Genomic DNA, 15,055 nt, shown 5'->3' with positions numbered 1-15,055 from the left:
ATGGAAGCATCTTATCACGGCTGCATTCGTCAGATTTGGTAACCACATGCGGCGCAAGGCGTGAGAAGGTCCTTCGCTGTGCTCAGGATGACACATAATCCCTTTATGACTTCCGTAACCACCTCCAACCTCATCGACGGCAAGCAGACCGCCGAGGACATCAAAGCCGAAATTGCCATCGAAGTGGCTGCCCGCAAAGCCGCAGGCCATAAGGTGCCGCACCTCGCGGCCATCCTCGTGGGCCACGACGGTGGCTCCGAAACCTACGTGCGCAACAAGGTGCTGGCCTGCGAACGGGTCGGCTTCGCCTCCACGCTGCTGCGCTACGAGGACGACATCACCGAAGCCGATTTGCTGGCCAAAGTCGACGAGCTGAACCGCGACCCGGAGATTGACGGCTTCATCGTGCAGCTCCCGCTGCCGGCCCACATCAACCCCGAAAAGGTCATCGAAGCCATCCGTCCGGAGAAGGATGTCGACGGTTTTCACCCCATGAACATCGGCCGGATGGTGGCCGGTTTGCCGGCCCTGCTGCCCGCCACACCGTCAGGAATCGTGGAGTTGCTGAGCCGCCAGGGCATCAAAACCAGCGGCAAGCACGCTGTGGTTATCGGCCGTTCCAATATCGTTGGTACGCCGGTTAGCATATTGTTGGCCAAGAATTTGGATACGGCTAACTGCACGGTTACTTTATGCCATTCGCGCACTCAGAATCTGGCCGAAATCTGCCGGACGGCCGACATCGTGGTCGCCGCCATCGGCCGTCCCGAGTTCGTGACCGCCGACATGGTGCGGCCCGGCGCGGTGGTAATTGACGTTGGCACAACCCGCGTACCTGACGCCTCCAAGAAGAGCGGTTACACCCTGAAAGGCGACGTGAATTTTGCCGAGGTAGCACCCTTAGCTTCGGCCATTACGCCGGTGCCCGGCGGTGTCGGCCCCATGACCATCGCCATGCTATTGCTGAACACGCTACGGGCGGCGAAGGGCGAAATATACCCGCACCCAGCCGGCTGATTTTTAGGAATATTTGGTTATACTTAGCTCATACCGTACTTTTAAAGTCCGGCCTTGGGAACGGCGTGTCCTATGGTTGGTGTTCAGGCTGCTTCGCTTCCTGAGGCTTTTTTGTGATGATACCCGTGACGTTACTTACCCCCGAATTAATTGCATCTTCCGATGATGTGACGGCTGCCCCCGCCGGTACCTTTTTGCCCGTAATGGAGCAGTTCTATACCATTCAGGGCGAAGGGTATAACACCGGCCGCGCGGCCTATTTCATCCGGTTGGGCGGCTGCGATGTGGGCTGCGTGTGGTGCGACGTGAAAGAGTCGTGGGATGCCGACGCGCACCCTCGCCAATCTGTAGCCCAATTGGTAGAAGCCGTGCTGGCCTATCCCGGCCGCGACGTAGTCATCACCGGCGGCGAGCCGCTGATGCACAACCTAGGCCCGCTCACGGCCGCTTTGCAGGCCGCCGGCTGCCGCACTTGGCTCGAAACCTCGGGCGCACACCCACTCTCCGGTACCTGGGATTGGGTGTGCCTATCGCCCAAAAAATTCAAAGCCCCGCTGCCCGAAGTGCTGGCGGCCGCCCACGAATTGAAGGTGGTCGTCTTTAACGGGCACGATTTTGACTGGGCCGAAGAGCATGCGGCATTGGTTCCGGCTACTACGCGCTTATACTTGCAACCCGAGTGGAGCCGTGCCGCGCGCATGACGCCCGAGTTGGTAGACTACGTGAAGCAGCACCCGCGCTGGCAGGTGTCGCTCCAAACCCACAAATACCTCGACATTCCCTAGCTTACCGTATGCGTTGCAGTTCAGTGTTGGGGGCCCTGCGCCTCGGAATGATGTGTCTGCTGGGGCTGGCCTCTGCCGAAACGGCCTGGGCCCAGCTACCGCCCAAAGTGCAGACGCCCACCAACACCAAGGCCCGCAGCCTGCTCGAAAAAGCGCAGCAGCAAACCAAGGACCGGGATTTTATCAAGGCCGTTGAGACGCTGAACCAGCTCAACCAGAAGTTTCCCTCCTTCGGCGAAGCCTTCCTGCTGAAGGGCTCCCTGCTGAAGGCGATGGGCGACAACCGCGGCGCGCTGGCCGCCTACCGCGACGGCTTGGCCAAAGTTGCCGTCGAGCCCGTTCACGCCTCCGAATACCAGTTGCTGGGCGACCTAGCCCTGAGCTACGGCGAATATCAAACTGCCCTCGATGCTTACCAAAAGCTGATGAAGGTGGCCCCCAAAACCCAGAAAAACCTGGCCAAATCGCAGCGGCAGCTTCTCACCTGCGAGTTTGCCATTGATGCCATGAAGCACCCGGTGGGTGAAGCACCGGTGCCGCTGCCCGCCCCGCTGAACAGCTTCAAATTTCAATACTTTCCGGCCCTCACGGCCGACAATCGATTCCTGCTCTTCACGGGCCGGCCAGCGGCCAGCAGCGGCGAAGACCTGTACATAAGCCGCCAGAACAAGGACGGCTCTATGGGCGAGCCAGTGCCAATTTCGCCGGCCATCAATTCCAGCTACAACGAAGGCGCGGGCTCGATTTCGGGCGATGGCAAAACGCTGGTTTTCGCTTCCTGCGACCGGCCTAAGGCTATTGGCAACTGCGACTTATACATCTCGCGGCGCACCGGCAACAACTGGAGCCCACCCGTAAACCTGGGCCTCAACGTCAACTCCACGGAGTGGGATTCGCAGCCCTCGCTCTCGGCCGATGGCCGCACGCTGTACTTCACTTCGACCCGGCGCGGTGGTCAGGGCCAGGAAGACATCTATGTAACCACCTTGCAGCCCGACGGCAACTGGAGCCCCGCCCAAAACGTGGGTAAGCCGGTGAACACGGCTGGCAAGGACATGGCTCCGTTCATCCACGCCAGCGGCACCACGCTTTACTACGTCACCGATGGCCTGGTCGGCATGGGCGGGCTCGATGTATTCCGGTGCGAAAAGCAGCCGGGTGGCAACTGGAGCGAGCCCCGCAACCTGGGTTACCCGCTCAATACCTTCGAAAACGAAGCCTCGCTGTTCATCAGCTCCGATAACCAGAAGGGCTTTTGCTCACGCAGCCGCGCTTCGGAGGAGCCGCCCGGGGGCTACCGGCTATCGCGCGAGCGGCCGGTTGAACTGTTTGGGTTTACAGTGCCGCCGCCCGTGAAAGCCCGCGAAACCAGCACCTACACCCAGGGCCGTGTGTTCGATGCCAACACCAAAAAGCCGCTCAAGGCCGAGGTGAAGCTTTATGACCTGGATACCGACGTGCTCACGCAATTCGTGACTTCTGACCCCGAATACGGCGATTATACAGTGGTACTCAACGAAGGCCATCACTACGCCATGTACGCGGCGGCCGACAAATACCTGCTTAAAAGCCTCAGCTTCGACTATTCCAGCCAGCGTCCGTTCAACCCCACGGCATTGGATATCTACCTGGAGCCCGTGCGCTCTGGGCGCAGCGTGGTGCTGAACAACCTGTTTTTCGACACCAATAAGTACGATTTGAAGCCGCAGTCCCGCACTGAACTCAACCGCCTTATTGAGTTCCTGCGGCAGTACCGCGACGTGCAGATTGAAGTATCTGGCTACACCGACAACGTGGGCGCTCCCGATGCCAATTTGCAGCTCTCGCAGCGTCGCGCCCAGGCGGTGGTTGAATACCTGTCCGGCCACGGCATTTCCGTTACCCGGCTGCGCTCCAAAGGCTACGGCGAAGGTCACCCTTTGGCGGCTAATGATACCGAAGGGCACCGCCAACTCAACCGCCGCATCGAGCTGCATATTCTGTAATAGCTGGACTGCTCCATTTTTGGCAGCAGAGCCATAATGATTGATTGCGGGCTGCTGGCTTTTTAGCCGGGAGCCCGTTTTCGTTGATGGACTGGGCGATTCCCTCAGATTTGCCTTGAGCGAATAGCAGGTAGAAAAAATGGTAGTCTGCTCGGTTCAACAACCTAAAGGTGGTTGTGCGAATTAGTAAAAGGCAGCAAAATTGATTATGTTAGGCACTTTGCAGTATCAGTAATGCCCTGTAATCGGTTGCCGCAACTGCATCGACTGGCGTTTCGGGCACTTAAATCAATAATTGAGAGAATAGCTCATGAGAGCCTTTTTACTTAAAGCAAGGCTTTAAGTGAGGCGAAATATAATTGCACTCGCCAGGAAAAATATATGGTTCGCCCACTGGCGGACTTTTTTTTTGCCTCAGCAGCCAATTTTTTTAATTAAATCAAATATTTATAAATCAGTTGTTTATGCAACGATGCAAAAACCTTGAAATTAAAAAAGTGACAGAAAAAATATTTTTCGTTCAAATTAATTATTTGTCTATGTTTGATGAGCCCAATTGCACTCCAGCAGGGCACTTGACTTATCTCATCACCCATAACCCCACATCCATGAAAAATTTGTTTCTGGCTACTTGCTTTGCTGCGGGTGTTACTGTTGCCCCGGTGGCCGTGGCCGGCCCCGGCGACGGCGCTTACTCGCACGCTATGATGGCGCGGGCCACCACGCTCACCCGGGCGCTGGCGCAACACGTGCATTTCAACGAGGCCCAGTACCTCGCCGTGAAGCAGCTGCATCTGAATATGCTCACCGAGCGGCGCGACTTGGAAATCATCCTCAACGGTGCCAGTGCCGAAGAGCGTGATACCCAGCTTGCCCAGGCCCAGCAGCGTTACGAAACGGAGCTAGCTGGCATCCTGCAGCCCCAGCAGCTGATTGCGTATCAGAACCTTCGCACCAACTTTACCGCGCACCGCCTGAAATAGGGGAGGGCAACCTTCCCGGCCGGACACGAAAAAGCCCGCTCCATAGAGCGGGCTTTTTGTTTTTTAGTCTAATTGAGCAGCGGCGACTAGCGGGCGTCGATTGCCGTGTAGTCGCGCTCCAGCTCGCCGGTGTAAATCTGGCGGGGACGGCCGATGGGCTCTTTGTTCTCGCGCATCTCTTTCCACTGGGCAATCCAGCCGGGGAGGCGGCCCAAGGCGAACATTACCGTGAACATCTCGGTGGGGATGCCCAGGGCTTTGTAGATGATGCCCGAGTAGAAGTCCACGTTCGGGTACAGCTTGCGCTCGATGAAGTACTGGTCGGTGAGGGCGGCTTGCTCCAACTCCTGCGCTATTTTCAGCAGCGGGCTGTCCTGCATGCCGAGGGCTTGCAGCACTTCGTCGGCGGCTACTTTGATGATTTTGGCGCGCGGGTCGAAGTTCTTGTACACGCGGTGGCCGAAGCCCATGAGGCGGAACGGGTCGTTCTTGTCCTTTGCCTTGTTGATGAACTTGCTGGTGTCGCCGCCGTCTTTTTCGATGGCTTCCAGCATTTCGATAACTTCCTGGTTGGCACCGCCGTGCAGGGGGCCCCACAGGGCGTTGATGCCGGCCGAAACCGAGCCGTAGAGGCTGGCGTTGGCCGAGCCCACGAGGCGCACGGTGCTGGTGGAGCAGTTCTGCTCGTGGTCGGCGTGCAGGATGAGGAGCTTGTTGAGGGCGCTAACCACTACGGGGTTGATTTCATACTTCTCGGTGGGGAAGCTGAACATCATGTAGAGGAAGTTGGCGCAATAGTCCATGTCGTTGCGCGGGTAGTTCAACGGATGGCCCATGTTGTTCTTATAGGTCCAAGCCGCGATGGTCGGCATCTTCGCCAGCAGGCGAATGATGTTGAGTTCCATCTCCTCGGGGCTGAGGTCGGGCGACACACTCTGCGGATAGAAGCCGGTGAGGGCGCAGATGAGCGACGACAGGATGGCCATGGGGTGCGTAGCCGACGGAAAACCGTCGAAAATCTTCCGCATGTCCTCGTGCACCAGCGTGTGCTTGGTGATTTGGCCGCTGAAGTGGCTCAGCTCGGCCTCGGTGGGCAGGGTGCCGTAAATCAGCAGGTAGGCTACTTCCAGGAAGCTCGACTTTTCGGCCAGCTGCTCAATGGGATAGCCGCGGTAGCGGAGGATGCCTTCCTCACCGTCGAGAAAGGTGATGGCGCTTTTGGTGGCGCCGGTGTTTTTATAACCCGAATCGAGGGTGACGTAGCCGGTCTGGTCGCGCAGCTTACCGATGTCAAATGCCTTTTCGTGTTCGGTGCCTTCGATTACGGGCAAGGTGATGGACTTGCCGTCGAGGATGAGTTCAGCAGTTTCTGCCATGGGCGGGAGGGGTGTGAGGGAAATAGAGTGCGAAACTAAGCCATAGGCCGTAAGCCGGGAAATTTTAACCAGACTTTAACCCGGGGTATTACAATCCAAGGCGCACTAAGTTTGGTAAAAACGGCTTAAAAAGCTAAAATACGCCGCTTGGCAACGTTTGCGTCGATTTACCCGAGAAGTTGAGAATGCAGTTTTAAGGACGGGTTATTTGCCGATGCAGAACTGGGTGAAAATGCTCGTGAGCAAATCTTCGGAGGAAATTTCACCGGTGATTTCACCCAGCGCGGATAGGGCGTGGCGGAGGTCGGCGGCCAAAAGCTCAGTGCCGAAGCCGGTATCGAGGCCGGTTTGGACGGCGGCGAGGTGGGCAGCGGCGGTTTCGAGGGCGCGGGCGTGGCGCACGTTGGTCACGATGGTGGCGGAGGCGTTGTTTTTGAGCGCCGAGCCACGCACTTGCTTTACTAAAGCCGTTTGTAGGGCTTCGATGCCTTGATTCTGGCCGGCAGCCAGTAGTACCAACGGAATTTCGTTGGCGTTGCTGGTGGGATTGTCCCGAAACTCAGTTTCAAAAGCGGCAATAGATTCAGCGGAAGCTAGGTCCGTCTTATTGCCCACGGCCAGCACGGGAAGCTTTAGCCCAGTGGTCAGCGCCAGGATTTCGGCACGTACTTCCGCTGGCGTCAGTTCGGCTAAATCGAACAAATAGAGCAATAATGAAGCCTTGCGCACCCGCTCCCGTGTACGGGCCACGCCAATGGCTTCCACTTCATCGGCGGTATCCTCGCGTAGGCCGGCCGTGTCCACGAAGCGGAAACGGAGGCCGTCGATGCTCACTTCATCCTCGATAAAGTCGCGGGTGGTGCCGGGAATGGCCGATACTATGGCGCGCTCCTCGCGCAATAGGGCATTGAGCAGGGTGGACTTGCCGGCATTGGGCCGGCCGGCGATGACGGTGGTGATGCCGTTTTTGATGACGTTGCCCAGCTCAAAGGAGCGGAGCAGGCCCCGCACCACGCCGCGCACCTCGGCCAGCAGCGCGGCCAGGCCGGTGCGGTCGGCAAACTCCACGTCTTCCTCGCCGAAATCCAGCTCCAATTCCAGCAGCGCCGCGAATTTGATGAGACGGGTGCGGAGCTCTCGCAATTCCTGTGAGAAGCCACCGCGTAGCTGGTTTAGCGCTACTCTATGACTCAACGCGGAGTCGGCGGCGATGAGGTCGGCCACGGCTTCGGCCTGGGCCAGGTCCATCGCGCCGCTCAGGAAAGCGCGCTTGGTGAACTCGCCGGCTTCGGCCAGGCGCGCGCCGTGGCGAAGGAGCAGGGCCAGCACCTGGCGCACCACGTAGTCGGAGCCGTGGCAACTGATTTCGACCACGTCTTCGCGGGTGAATGACTTCGGAGCGCGGAAGAGGCCGACCACCACTTCGTCGAGAATTTCGCCGCTGTTGGGGTCGCGCAGGGTGCCGTAGTGCAGGGTGTTGCCGGCGGCTTCGGCGAAGCTTTTTTTGGAGAATACGGACGCGGTGATGGCCACGGCGGCGGGGCCGGAAAGCCGGATAACAGCCAGCGCGCCCGCGCCCGGCGGGGTTGAAAGCGCGACGATAGTATCGGAGAAAAGTGTGGTCATGCCGTTACAAACAAGTTGCGGCTCACTTCGGCCGAGATGAGGGCGGTGCGCTCACGGTTTATTCTGAGCTCGAAGGAATTATCAAAAGCTACCTTGTCCAGGACTTCAACTAACGCGCCCAGCTGCAAACCTACTTTGTCGAGGTATTGGAGGAAGGGCGCGGAAGTGTTTTTGACGGCCGCCAGGGTGCCGGATTCGCCGGTGCAGAGGTCGGCCAGCAGGCGGTGAGCCGGGCGGCGGATGGCCCCGTCCTCGGCGGGAATGGGGTCGCCGTGCGGGTCGAGCGCCGGGTGGCCCAGGAAGGCATCGAGCCGACGCATGAGCAGCGGCGACTGCACGTGCTCCAACTCCTCGGCCACCTCGTGCACTTCATCCCAGTTGAAACCGAGCTGCTGCACTAGGAAAACCTCCCACAGCCGGTGCTTGCGAATGGTGAGCAGCGCCAGGCGCTGGCCTTCGGCAGTTAGCCGCACGCCGCGGTATTTCTCGTAGTTCAGCAGGCCTTTTTCGGCCAGGCGGCGCAGCATGTCCGTCACGGAGGCCGCGCGGGTATCCAGAGCGGCGGCGATGCGGTTGGTGCTCACGCCGGCGGTGTCGGGCTCAGCCTCAGCCAGCTTGAAAATGGCTTTGAGGTAATTCTCCTCGGTATGGCTGGGCAGTTTGGCGGATGGGAGACTGGAGGGAGATTCGCTCATTCAGAACAGGGGTGGAACAGGAGGGCCAGTGCAAAGCTGCATGTAAAAATGCGCGCTTCACACCGGCCCAAACTGCTCAACCTAAAAGTTAGCTACTTAAAATTTCAACAGCGCCGAGGCCCAGGTGAAACCCGAGCCGAAAGCGGCCAGACACACGAGGTCACCGCGCTTGATTTTGCCTTCCTGCACGGCTTCGCTGAAGGCCAGGGGCACCGAGGCAGCGGTGGTGTTGCCGTAGCGCTGGATGTTGCTGAACACCTTGTCGTCGCCGAGGCCCATTTTCTGCTGCACGTACTGGGTGATGCGCAGGTTGGCCTGGTGCGGGATGAGCATGTCGATGTCGGAGGGCTGCATGCCGTTCTGGTCCAGCGCCTCCTTTATGACCTGCGGGAAACGTACCACGGCGTGCTTGAATACGTTCTGGCCGTTCATGTAGGGGTAGAGCTCGGCTTTGTTGGCCATGATGTACTCCACGCGGTTGTCGCGGTTCGAGCTGGGCTCTTTCACGATGAGCTCCTCGGCGTGCTCGCCCTGGGCGTGCAGGTGGGTGCTGAGGATGGCGTGCTCGGGCGAAGTGCTGGGGCGAAGGACCATCGCACCCGCGCCATCGCCGAAAATGACGGAAACGCCGCGGCCTTCGGGCGACTTATCGAGGCCGGAGGAGTGGATTTCGGAGCCTACTACCAGCACCGTGTCGTACATGCCGGTGCGGATGAACTGGTCGGCCACGGAGAGGGCGTAGATGAAGCCCGAACACTGATTGCGCACGTCGAGGGCGGGGCAGTTGTTGGTCATGCCCAGCTCGCGCTGCATGAGCACGCCGGAGCCGGGGAAGAAGTAGTCGGGGGAGAGCGTGGCAAACACAATCATTTGCACGTCATTGGGCTGCAGACCGGCCATTTCCAGGGCCTTGCGGGCGGCGTTGGCGCCCATGTTGGCGGTGGTATCGGTGCCTTCCTCAAACCAGCGGCGCTCCTGAATGCCGGTGCGCTCCTGAATCCAGGCATCGGAGGTGTTCATCATCGGCTCCAGCTCGGCGTTTTTAACCACGCGGCTCGGAACGTAGTGGCCGACCCCGGCGATGAATGAGTGACGTAAAGTTGCCATGGATGGGAGAGGGAAAAGTGGGCTAGGGGAGTGAGAACCGCCGCAGGGGCCGGAATAAAATCGATGAAGTAACTACGTGCTACGGGCAAATTGGGGCGCAAAGGTGGCAGGTTAAATCACAGTATCCAGCAAATGCCACAATTTTTTGCCTTCGCCGTCCCAGAGTACGTCGGTGGGAATGCCGTGGGGATAGAAGGAGTGTCTTTGCAGCCGGACTACCAACGCGGCGGCATCAATTGGCTGTCCGAAGTCAACCGACAGCCCCGCGCTGTAGGCATCCAGCACTTCCTGCCACAGCGGATTGGGCGAGGCCAGAACCGGCAGCCCGTGGGCCAGGTACTCAAACAGCTTGGTAGGCCGGCAGCGTTCCGAGCTGGGGTGCGGCCGGTAGGCCAGCAGGCCCAGGTGGCTTTGGCCGATTTCCGCCACGATGTCGGCGTGGGCCACCGGCTGCACGCCGCCGATGAGCGTGAGCCAGTCAGAATTCCGGGCGGCTGTTTCCTGTAGCTGCCGCAGCAGCTCGGGTTGCTGGCAGAAGCCGATGATGGTGAGCCGCACCCCGCCGGGCCACGCGGCGCGGAGCTGTTCGGCCAGGGCAATGGCTTCCCACACGCCATTGAGCTCCGAAATAGTGCCGGAGTAGAGCAGGCGTAGCGGTTCGGTGGGGGACGGCAGCTTTATCGGTTGCTGGCGTAGTATTTCGCCTAACTGGGGCTGGTACTTGTTTTCGAGCACGACCACGCGGGACGGCGGCAATTCATTCAGAAACGGCAGCTCGTCCGCGTAGCTAGCTTCGGCCAGAATGACGCCCGCCGCCCGCCGCACCGTCCGCGCCTCCACCCAGCGCAGCCCGGCGGCCAGCCAGCGCCGCGTGAAACCTTGGTACACCCGCTGTGTCGAAACGTTGAGGGCGTAGTTTTCGCGGATGTCGTATACGAACTTGCGTCCCTTCTTCAGCCAATGCCAGAGCAGCGTGAGCGGCAACAGTTCCGGGGCGTGGACGATAACCAAATCAGGCTTCAACCGGCGCAGTAGCTGCCAGTAGCGCAATTGCGTCGCCAGGCGCTCCAGGCTCAGCCGGGAGCCCTTGAAAATGCCGTGTTGGAAAACGCCGGGCGCGGCTAGAGAAACTGACGGCCCCGCCGCGTTGCGTCCCGCTACGTGAACCTGAACCTGCGGCCGGCCCGCGAGGGTTTCGGCAAACTTGCCCCGCATACGGGTATCGTCCACCGGCTTCAATACCGAAGCCAGCAAAACCACCAAATGAGAAGAACCGGAGCCAAGCACGGCCCAAAGATGGTAGTTTTGCAGCTTCTAAAGTAACTGCGGCCCCAACGGGGCGCTTTTCATATCTCTTCTTCGCCTTCTCAAATGGCTGACCTGCAAACCCAAATCGAAGCCGCCTGGGCCGACCGCGCCCTGCTCCAAACGCCCGAAACCAAAGCCGCCATCGAGCACGTCATCGAAGAGCTGGATAAAGGCCGCCTGCGCGTGGCCACCCCGCCCGCCGAAGACGGCGGCGAATGGACCATCAACGAATGGGTGAAAAAGGCCGTGATTCTGTACTTCCCCATCCGCCAGATGAGTACGCAGGAAGTGGGCCCCTTCGAGTACCACGACAAAATGCTGCTCAAAACCGACTACGCCGGCCAGCAGGTGCGCGTGGTGCCACCCGCCGTGGCCCGCTACGGTGCGTTTCTGGCCCCCGGCGTCATCCTCATGCCCAGCTACACCAACATCGGCGCCTACGTGGGCGAGGGCACAATGGTGGACACCTGGGCCACCGTGGGCAGCTGCGCGCAGGTGGGTAAAGGCGTGCACTTGAGCGGCGGCGTAGGCCTCGGCGGCGTGCTGGAACCCGTGCAGGCGGCCCCCGTCATCATCGAAGACGGCGCGTTCATCGGCTCGCGCAGCATCCTGGTCGAAGGCTGCCGCATCGGCAAAGAGGCAGTGATTGGCGCGGGCGTCACCATCACCGGCAGCACCAAAATCATCGACGTAACCGGCCCCGAACCTAAGGAGTACCGTGGCTATGTGCCGCCGCGCTCAGTGGTTATTCCTGGCTCCATCGCCAAGCAGTTTCCGGCCGGCGAATACCAGGTGCCCTGCGCCCTCATCATTGGCCAGCGCAAGCCCAGCACGGATTTGAAAACGTCGCTGAATGACGCGCTGCGCGATTTTGGGGTGAGTGTATGATTTTGGGGTGAGTGTATAATGTAGGGGCGGGGCTTGTCCCCGCCCGGACGTTTGTACCGCCTGAACGATTCCGTTCAACGTCCGGGCGGGGGCAAGCCCCGCCCCTACAAAAAAGGCCGCTTCCCACGAAGCGGCCTTTTTTATTCCTAAGATTCCTCGCTGCGCTCGGAATGACGGTTACACCCCCGCCTTCAACTTCTCGCCGAACAAGGCCTTCACCTTGTCCACCTTCGGCCGGGCCACAAACTGGCAGTAGGGCTCATGGCCGTGCAGGTTGAAATAGTTCTGGTGGTAGTCCTCGGCGGGGTAGAAGGTGGGGGCGGGCAGAATCTCCGTCACCACGGGGTTGGGGAAGGCGTGGTTGTCGTTGAGCTTTTTTTTATACTCCTCCGCGAGTTGCTTTTGCTCCTCGTTGTGGTAGTAGATGCCCGAGCGGTACTGCGTGCCCACGTCGTTGCCCTGGCGGTTGAGGGTGGTGGGGTCGTGGGTTTTCCAGAAGATTTCGAGCAGCTCCTTATAGCTGATAACGGCCGGGTCGAAGGTGATGTCGATAACCTCGTTGTGGCCCGTGAGGCCACTGCACACTTCCTTATAAGTCGGGTTGGCGATGCGGCCCCCGGCGTAGCCGGACACCACTTTCTCCACGCCCTTCAGGTTTTGAAATACGGCCTCGACGCACCAGAAGCAGCCGGCGCCAAATGTTGCTTTTTGCATGGGTAGGATATTGATTCGTTGTGTTTGATAACAACGCGGTAGACGTAGCGGAGGTTATTTCCTTACAGCTTACCAAAGGGTGGGCCGGGGCCGTACCGAGGTACGATGCCCTTGCTGACCATCCGAAAGTGCGTCGTACCTCGGTCCGATGCACTTTCGCATTACCCGGAATGGCCTCGGACCACGGTAGGGTCCACTTCCGGTATTGCAAAAAAGCCTCGTACCTCGGTACGGTCGGCTTTGGGGATTGCGGAAGGGCATCGTACCTCGGTACGGTCCACTTCGGGCAAACAAAAAGCGGCCCATACCGAGGTACGGGCCGCTTTAGCAATTTCAAAACCAGGCCAGCCGGCTTCTATTTCCGGAACCGCTCCGCCACCACCAACTCCTTCGAGCCGGCCGTGTGCTGGTAGAAGCCCTCGCCCGATTTCACGCCCAGGCGGCCGGCCATCACCATGTTCACCAGCAGGGGGCAGGGGGCGTATTTGGGGTTGCCCAGGCCCTCGTGCAGTACCTTGAGGATGGCCAGGCACACATCCAAGCCAATAAAATCGGCCAGCTGGAGCGGCCCCATCGGGTGGGCCATGCCCAGCTTCATCACTGTGTCAATCTCCTCCACGCCCGCCACGCCCTCAAACAGCGTGATGATTGCCTCGTTAATCATCGGCATCAGAATGCGGTTGGCCACGAAGCCGGGGTAGTCGTTCACCTCCGTGGGCGTTTTGCCCAGCTGGCGCGAGAGGTCCATCACCTGCTGCGTCACCGCATCGGAAGTAGCGTAGCCCCGAATCACCTCCACCAGCTTCATCACCGGCACGGGGTTCATGAAGTGCATGCCAATCACCTGCTGGGGCCGCTTGGTCACGGCCGCGATTTTGGTGATAGAAATCGACGACGTATTCGAAGCCAAAATGGCATCGGCGGGCGCGTACTGGTCCAGGTCGCGGAAGATTTGCAGCTTGAGGTCCACGTTTTCGGTGGCCGCTTCCACCACCAGGCCCACGCCGGCCACGCCGTCGGCGATGGAGGTAAACGTCTTCAGGCGGCCCAGGGTGGCCGTTTTATCCTCTTCGCTCAGGGTGGCTTTGGCCACTTGGCGGTCGAGGTTTTTGGTGATGGTGCCCAGGGCACGGTCCAGCGCCGGCTGGTTGATATCAATCAGGGAAACCGAAAAACCGTGCTGGGCAAATACGTGGGCAATGCCATTGCCCATGGTGCCGGAGCCAATAACGGCGACGTTCATAAGTAGCGGAAAAAGAGTGGGTGGGAAGAGAATAACGGCCTATCAAGCCGCCGTCACAAAGCTACGGTAGCATTGGTAAGCGGCGTTTTTGTTTGCGGGAAATGAAATATTTTTTCGTTTAGGATATCTTTTTAATAAACACCCCGTACAAAGCCCCAGAGACACTTCTCTAACATTTTTTCACCTCCCCTTCATTCTTCTTAACACCTCCAAGCCATGGGCAACCTTCTGTATATCATCGCCGTCATTTTGGTCCTCATCTGGGCAGTAAGCTTCTTCGGCGGCTTCTTCACGGGCGGCATCATTCACGTCCTGCTGGTTATTGCCATCATCGCCATCCTGCTGCGTGTCATTAGCGGCCGAAGCGCTGTCTAGCGCACCCCGCAAGGGTTAACTTAAAACCACAAAAAAGCCGCGCTGGTACATCCAGCGCGGCTTTTTTGTGGTTGTTCGGTTCCGCTATTTCCCAATGTTGAATAGCAGGCTGAAGCGCAGATTGAAACCGGGATAGAGCGAAAAAACGGAGTTGCCGAAATTGTACAGGCCCAATACATCAACGGCCGCATTCTCGCCCAAATACGAGCGGTAGCCAATGCCTGCCAGCGGCGAGCTCACGGTGCGGTTAATTTTTGCCAGATAACCATTGCCATCATAGCCCGCCAATTGTGCGTTGGTTACCTCATATTCGCCGTGAATAAAGAATTCTTTGTACACGATGTACTGCGCAAAAACCTTAAAGCCCAGGCTGCTGCTCGAAAGGCTATTGGCCCCAGCGGCCGTCAGGGAGCCGTTTGGGGTAGGGTAAGTGAAGCCGTAGGTCCGATAAAAGTTGTCGGGCGAAAGCGAGTAGTTGTTGTAGGCATATGAAATGCCCGGGCCGATGGCAAACTTATCCGTAATCCGAAAGCCAATGGCGGGGGCCAGGCTGGCGTTGAAATTGCTGATTCCATCCACCGAACTGTAGCCCAGGCCCAGGTTGGTGTACAGGAATTTCCTCGTTGGTGGCTTGTCTTCCGCGCCGCCGGCTTTGGTGTTCTTCCGGTTGGGGAAATCCAGGCCCGACGGCGCATCGGGTGTCGACTGCACCGGGGCGTTGTACGTCGGCTCGGGAGTGGGTTCAGGGGCCGGGGTGGCGGGCACCGGCGTGGGCTCCACGGGCCGGGGCGGGGCCGGCTGCGGTGCGGGCGGGGCCGTGTTCAGCACGGGCTTGTCTTGGGCCTGCGCCCGGAAAGTGGGCAGCCCAGCCGCCGCAACCAACAGCAGTACCGGAAGCAAATGACGTTTCATGCGAAGGATATATGAAGGAGGAAGGAGAGAGTTGACGCAGT

At 59.3% G+C, this 15,055-nt stretch carries 14 protein-coding genes; 6 read left to right on the top strand and 8 right to left on the bottom strand.

Annotated features, from left to right (window positions below; genetic code table 11):
* Positions 1-105: 105 nt before the first annotated feature.
* From AAFH49_RS15110 to AAFH49_RS15095, 4 genes are all read left to right on the top strand, one after another.
* Complete coding sequence (locus tag AAFH49_RS15110; protein ID WP_342299450.1) at positions 106-1,017, top strand: bifunctional 5,10-methylenetetrahydrofolate dehydrogenase/5,10-methenyltetrahydrofolate cyclohydrolase; 912 nt, start codon at positions 106-108, stop codon at positions 1,015-1,017.
* 203 nt (positions 1,018-1,220) lie between these two features.
* Positions 1,221-1,802 carry a 7-carboxy-7-deazaguanine synthase QueE gene (locus AAFH49_RS15105; RefSeq protein ID WP_342299454.1) on the top strand — a complete coding sequence of 194 codons (582 nt, stop codon included), beginning with the start codon at positions 1,221-1,223 and terminating at the stop codon, positions 1,800-1,802.
* 8 nt (positions 1,803-1,810) lie between these two features.
* Positions 1,811-3,787, top strand: coding sequence for an OmpA family protein (locus AAFH49_RS15100; RefSeq protein WP_342299448.1), 1,977 nt, complete (start codon positions 1,811-1,813; stop codon positions 3,785-3,787).
* Between the two features lie 608 nt (positions 3,788-4,395).
* Positions 4,396-4,770 (top strand): hypothetical protein, encoded by a 375-nt coding sequence (locus AAFH49_RS15095; RefSeq protein WP_342299446.1) that lies wholly within the window; start codon positions 4,396-4,398, stop codon positions 4,768-4,770.
* Between the two features lie 86 nt (positions 4,771-4,856).
* Here the strand turns inward: AAFH49_RS15095 and AAFH49_RS15090 are convergent, their stop codons facing one another.
* The 5 genes from AAFH49_RS15090 to AAFH49_RS15070 form a co-directional block, all read right to left on the bottom strand.
* Positions 4,857-6,146 carry a citrate synthase gene (locus AAFH49_RS15090; RefSeq protein WP_342299445.1) on the bottom strand — a complete coding sequence of 430 codons (1,290 nt, stop codon included), beginning with the start codon at positions 6,144-6,146 and terminating at the stop codon, positions 4,857-4,859.
* Positions 6,147-6,350: 204 nt separating this feature from the next.
* Positions 6,351-7,772, bottom strand: coding sequence for a tRNA uridine-5-carboxymethylaminomethyl(34) synthesis GTPase MnmE (mnmE, locus tag AAFH49_RS15085; protein WP_342299443.1), 1,422 nt, complete (start codon positions 7,770-7,772; stop codon positions 6,351-6,353).
* Positions 7,769-8,467: a metal-dependent transcriptional regulator gene (locus AAFH49_RS15080; RefSeq protein WP_425293337.1), complete on the bottom strand. Its 699-nt coding sequence runs from the start codon at positions 8,465-8,467 to the stop codon at positions 7,769-7,771. Before AAFH49_RS15080 ends, mnmE begins: the two co-directional genes overlap by 4 nt.
* A 96-nt stretch (positions 8,468-8,563) precedes the next feature.
* Positions 8,564-9,574, bottom strand: a complete 1,011-nt coding sequence (locus AAFH49_RS15075; protein ID WP_342299441.1) for a 3-oxoacyl-ACP synthase III family protein — start codon at positions 9,572-9,574, stop codon at positions 8,564-8,566.
* 111 nt (positions 9,575-9,685) lie between these two features.
* Positions 9,686-10,804, bottom strand: coding sequence for a glycosyltransferase (locus tag AAFH49_RS15070; protein ID WP_342299440.1), 1,119 nt, complete (start codon positions 10,802-10,804; stop codon positions 9,686-9,688).
* A gap of 141 nt (positions 10,805-10,945) precedes the next feature.
* Here AAFH49_RS15070 and AAFH49_RS15065 point away from each other — a divergent pair, with 141 nt between their 5' ends.
* Positions 10,946-11,770, top strand: coding sequence for a 2,3,4,5-tetrahydropyridine-2,6-dicarboxylate N-succinyltransferase (locus tag AAFH49_RS15065; RefSeq protein ID WP_342299438.1), 825 nt, complete (start codon positions 10,946-10,948; stop codon positions 11,768-11,770).
* Between the two features lie 177 nt (positions 11,771-11,947).
* Here the strand turns inward: AAFH49_RS15065 and msrA are convergent, their stop codons facing one another.
* Both msrA and AAFH49_RS15055 read right to left on the bottom strand, forming a co-directional pair.
* Positions 11,948-12,484, bottom strand: a complete 537-nt coding sequence (gene msrA / locus AAFH49_RS15060; RefSeq protein WP_305031167.1) for a peptide-methionine (S)-S-oxide reductase MsrA — start codon at positions 12,482-12,484, stop codon at positions 11,948-11,950.
* Positions 12,485-12,839: 355 nt separating this feature from the next.
* The gene (locus tag AAFH49_RS15055; RefSeq protein ID WP_342299432.1) at positions 12,840-13,727 is read right to left on the bottom strand and encodes a 3-hydroxybutyryl-CoA dehydrogenase; all 888 of its coding nucleotides are present in this window, start codon (positions 13,725-13,727) and stop codon (positions 12,840-12,842) included.
* 216 nt (positions 13,728-13,943) lie between these two features.
* Between AAFH49_RS15055 and AAFH49_RS15050 the strand changes: the two genes are divergently transcribed.
* Positions 13,944-14,102: a lmo0937 family membrane protein gene (locus AAFH49_RS15050; protein WP_342299431.1), complete on the top strand. Its 159-nt coding sequence runs from the start codon at positions 13,944-13,946 to the stop codon at positions 14,100-14,102.
* 84 nt (positions 14,103-14,186) lie between these two features.
* Here AAFH49_RS15050 and AAFH49_RS15045 read toward each other — a convergent pair whose 3' ends face one another.
* Positions 14,187-15,014 carry a hypothetical protein gene (locus AAFH49_RS15045; protein WP_342299430.1) on the bottom strand — a complete coding sequence of 276 codons (828 nt, stop codon included), beginning with the start codon at positions 15,012-15,014 and terminating at the stop codon, positions 14,187-14,189.
* Between the last annotated feature and the right edge of the window lie 41 nt (positions 15,015-15,055).

The organism is Hymenobacter segetis (assembly GCF_038448715.1).
In the GTDB taxonomy this organism is placed as follows: domain Bacteria; phylum Bacteroidota; class Bacteroidia; order Cytophagales; family Hymenobacteraceae; genus Hymenobacter; species Hymenobacter segetis.
This window is presented reverse-complemented; position numbering and strand designations above follow the sequence as displayed.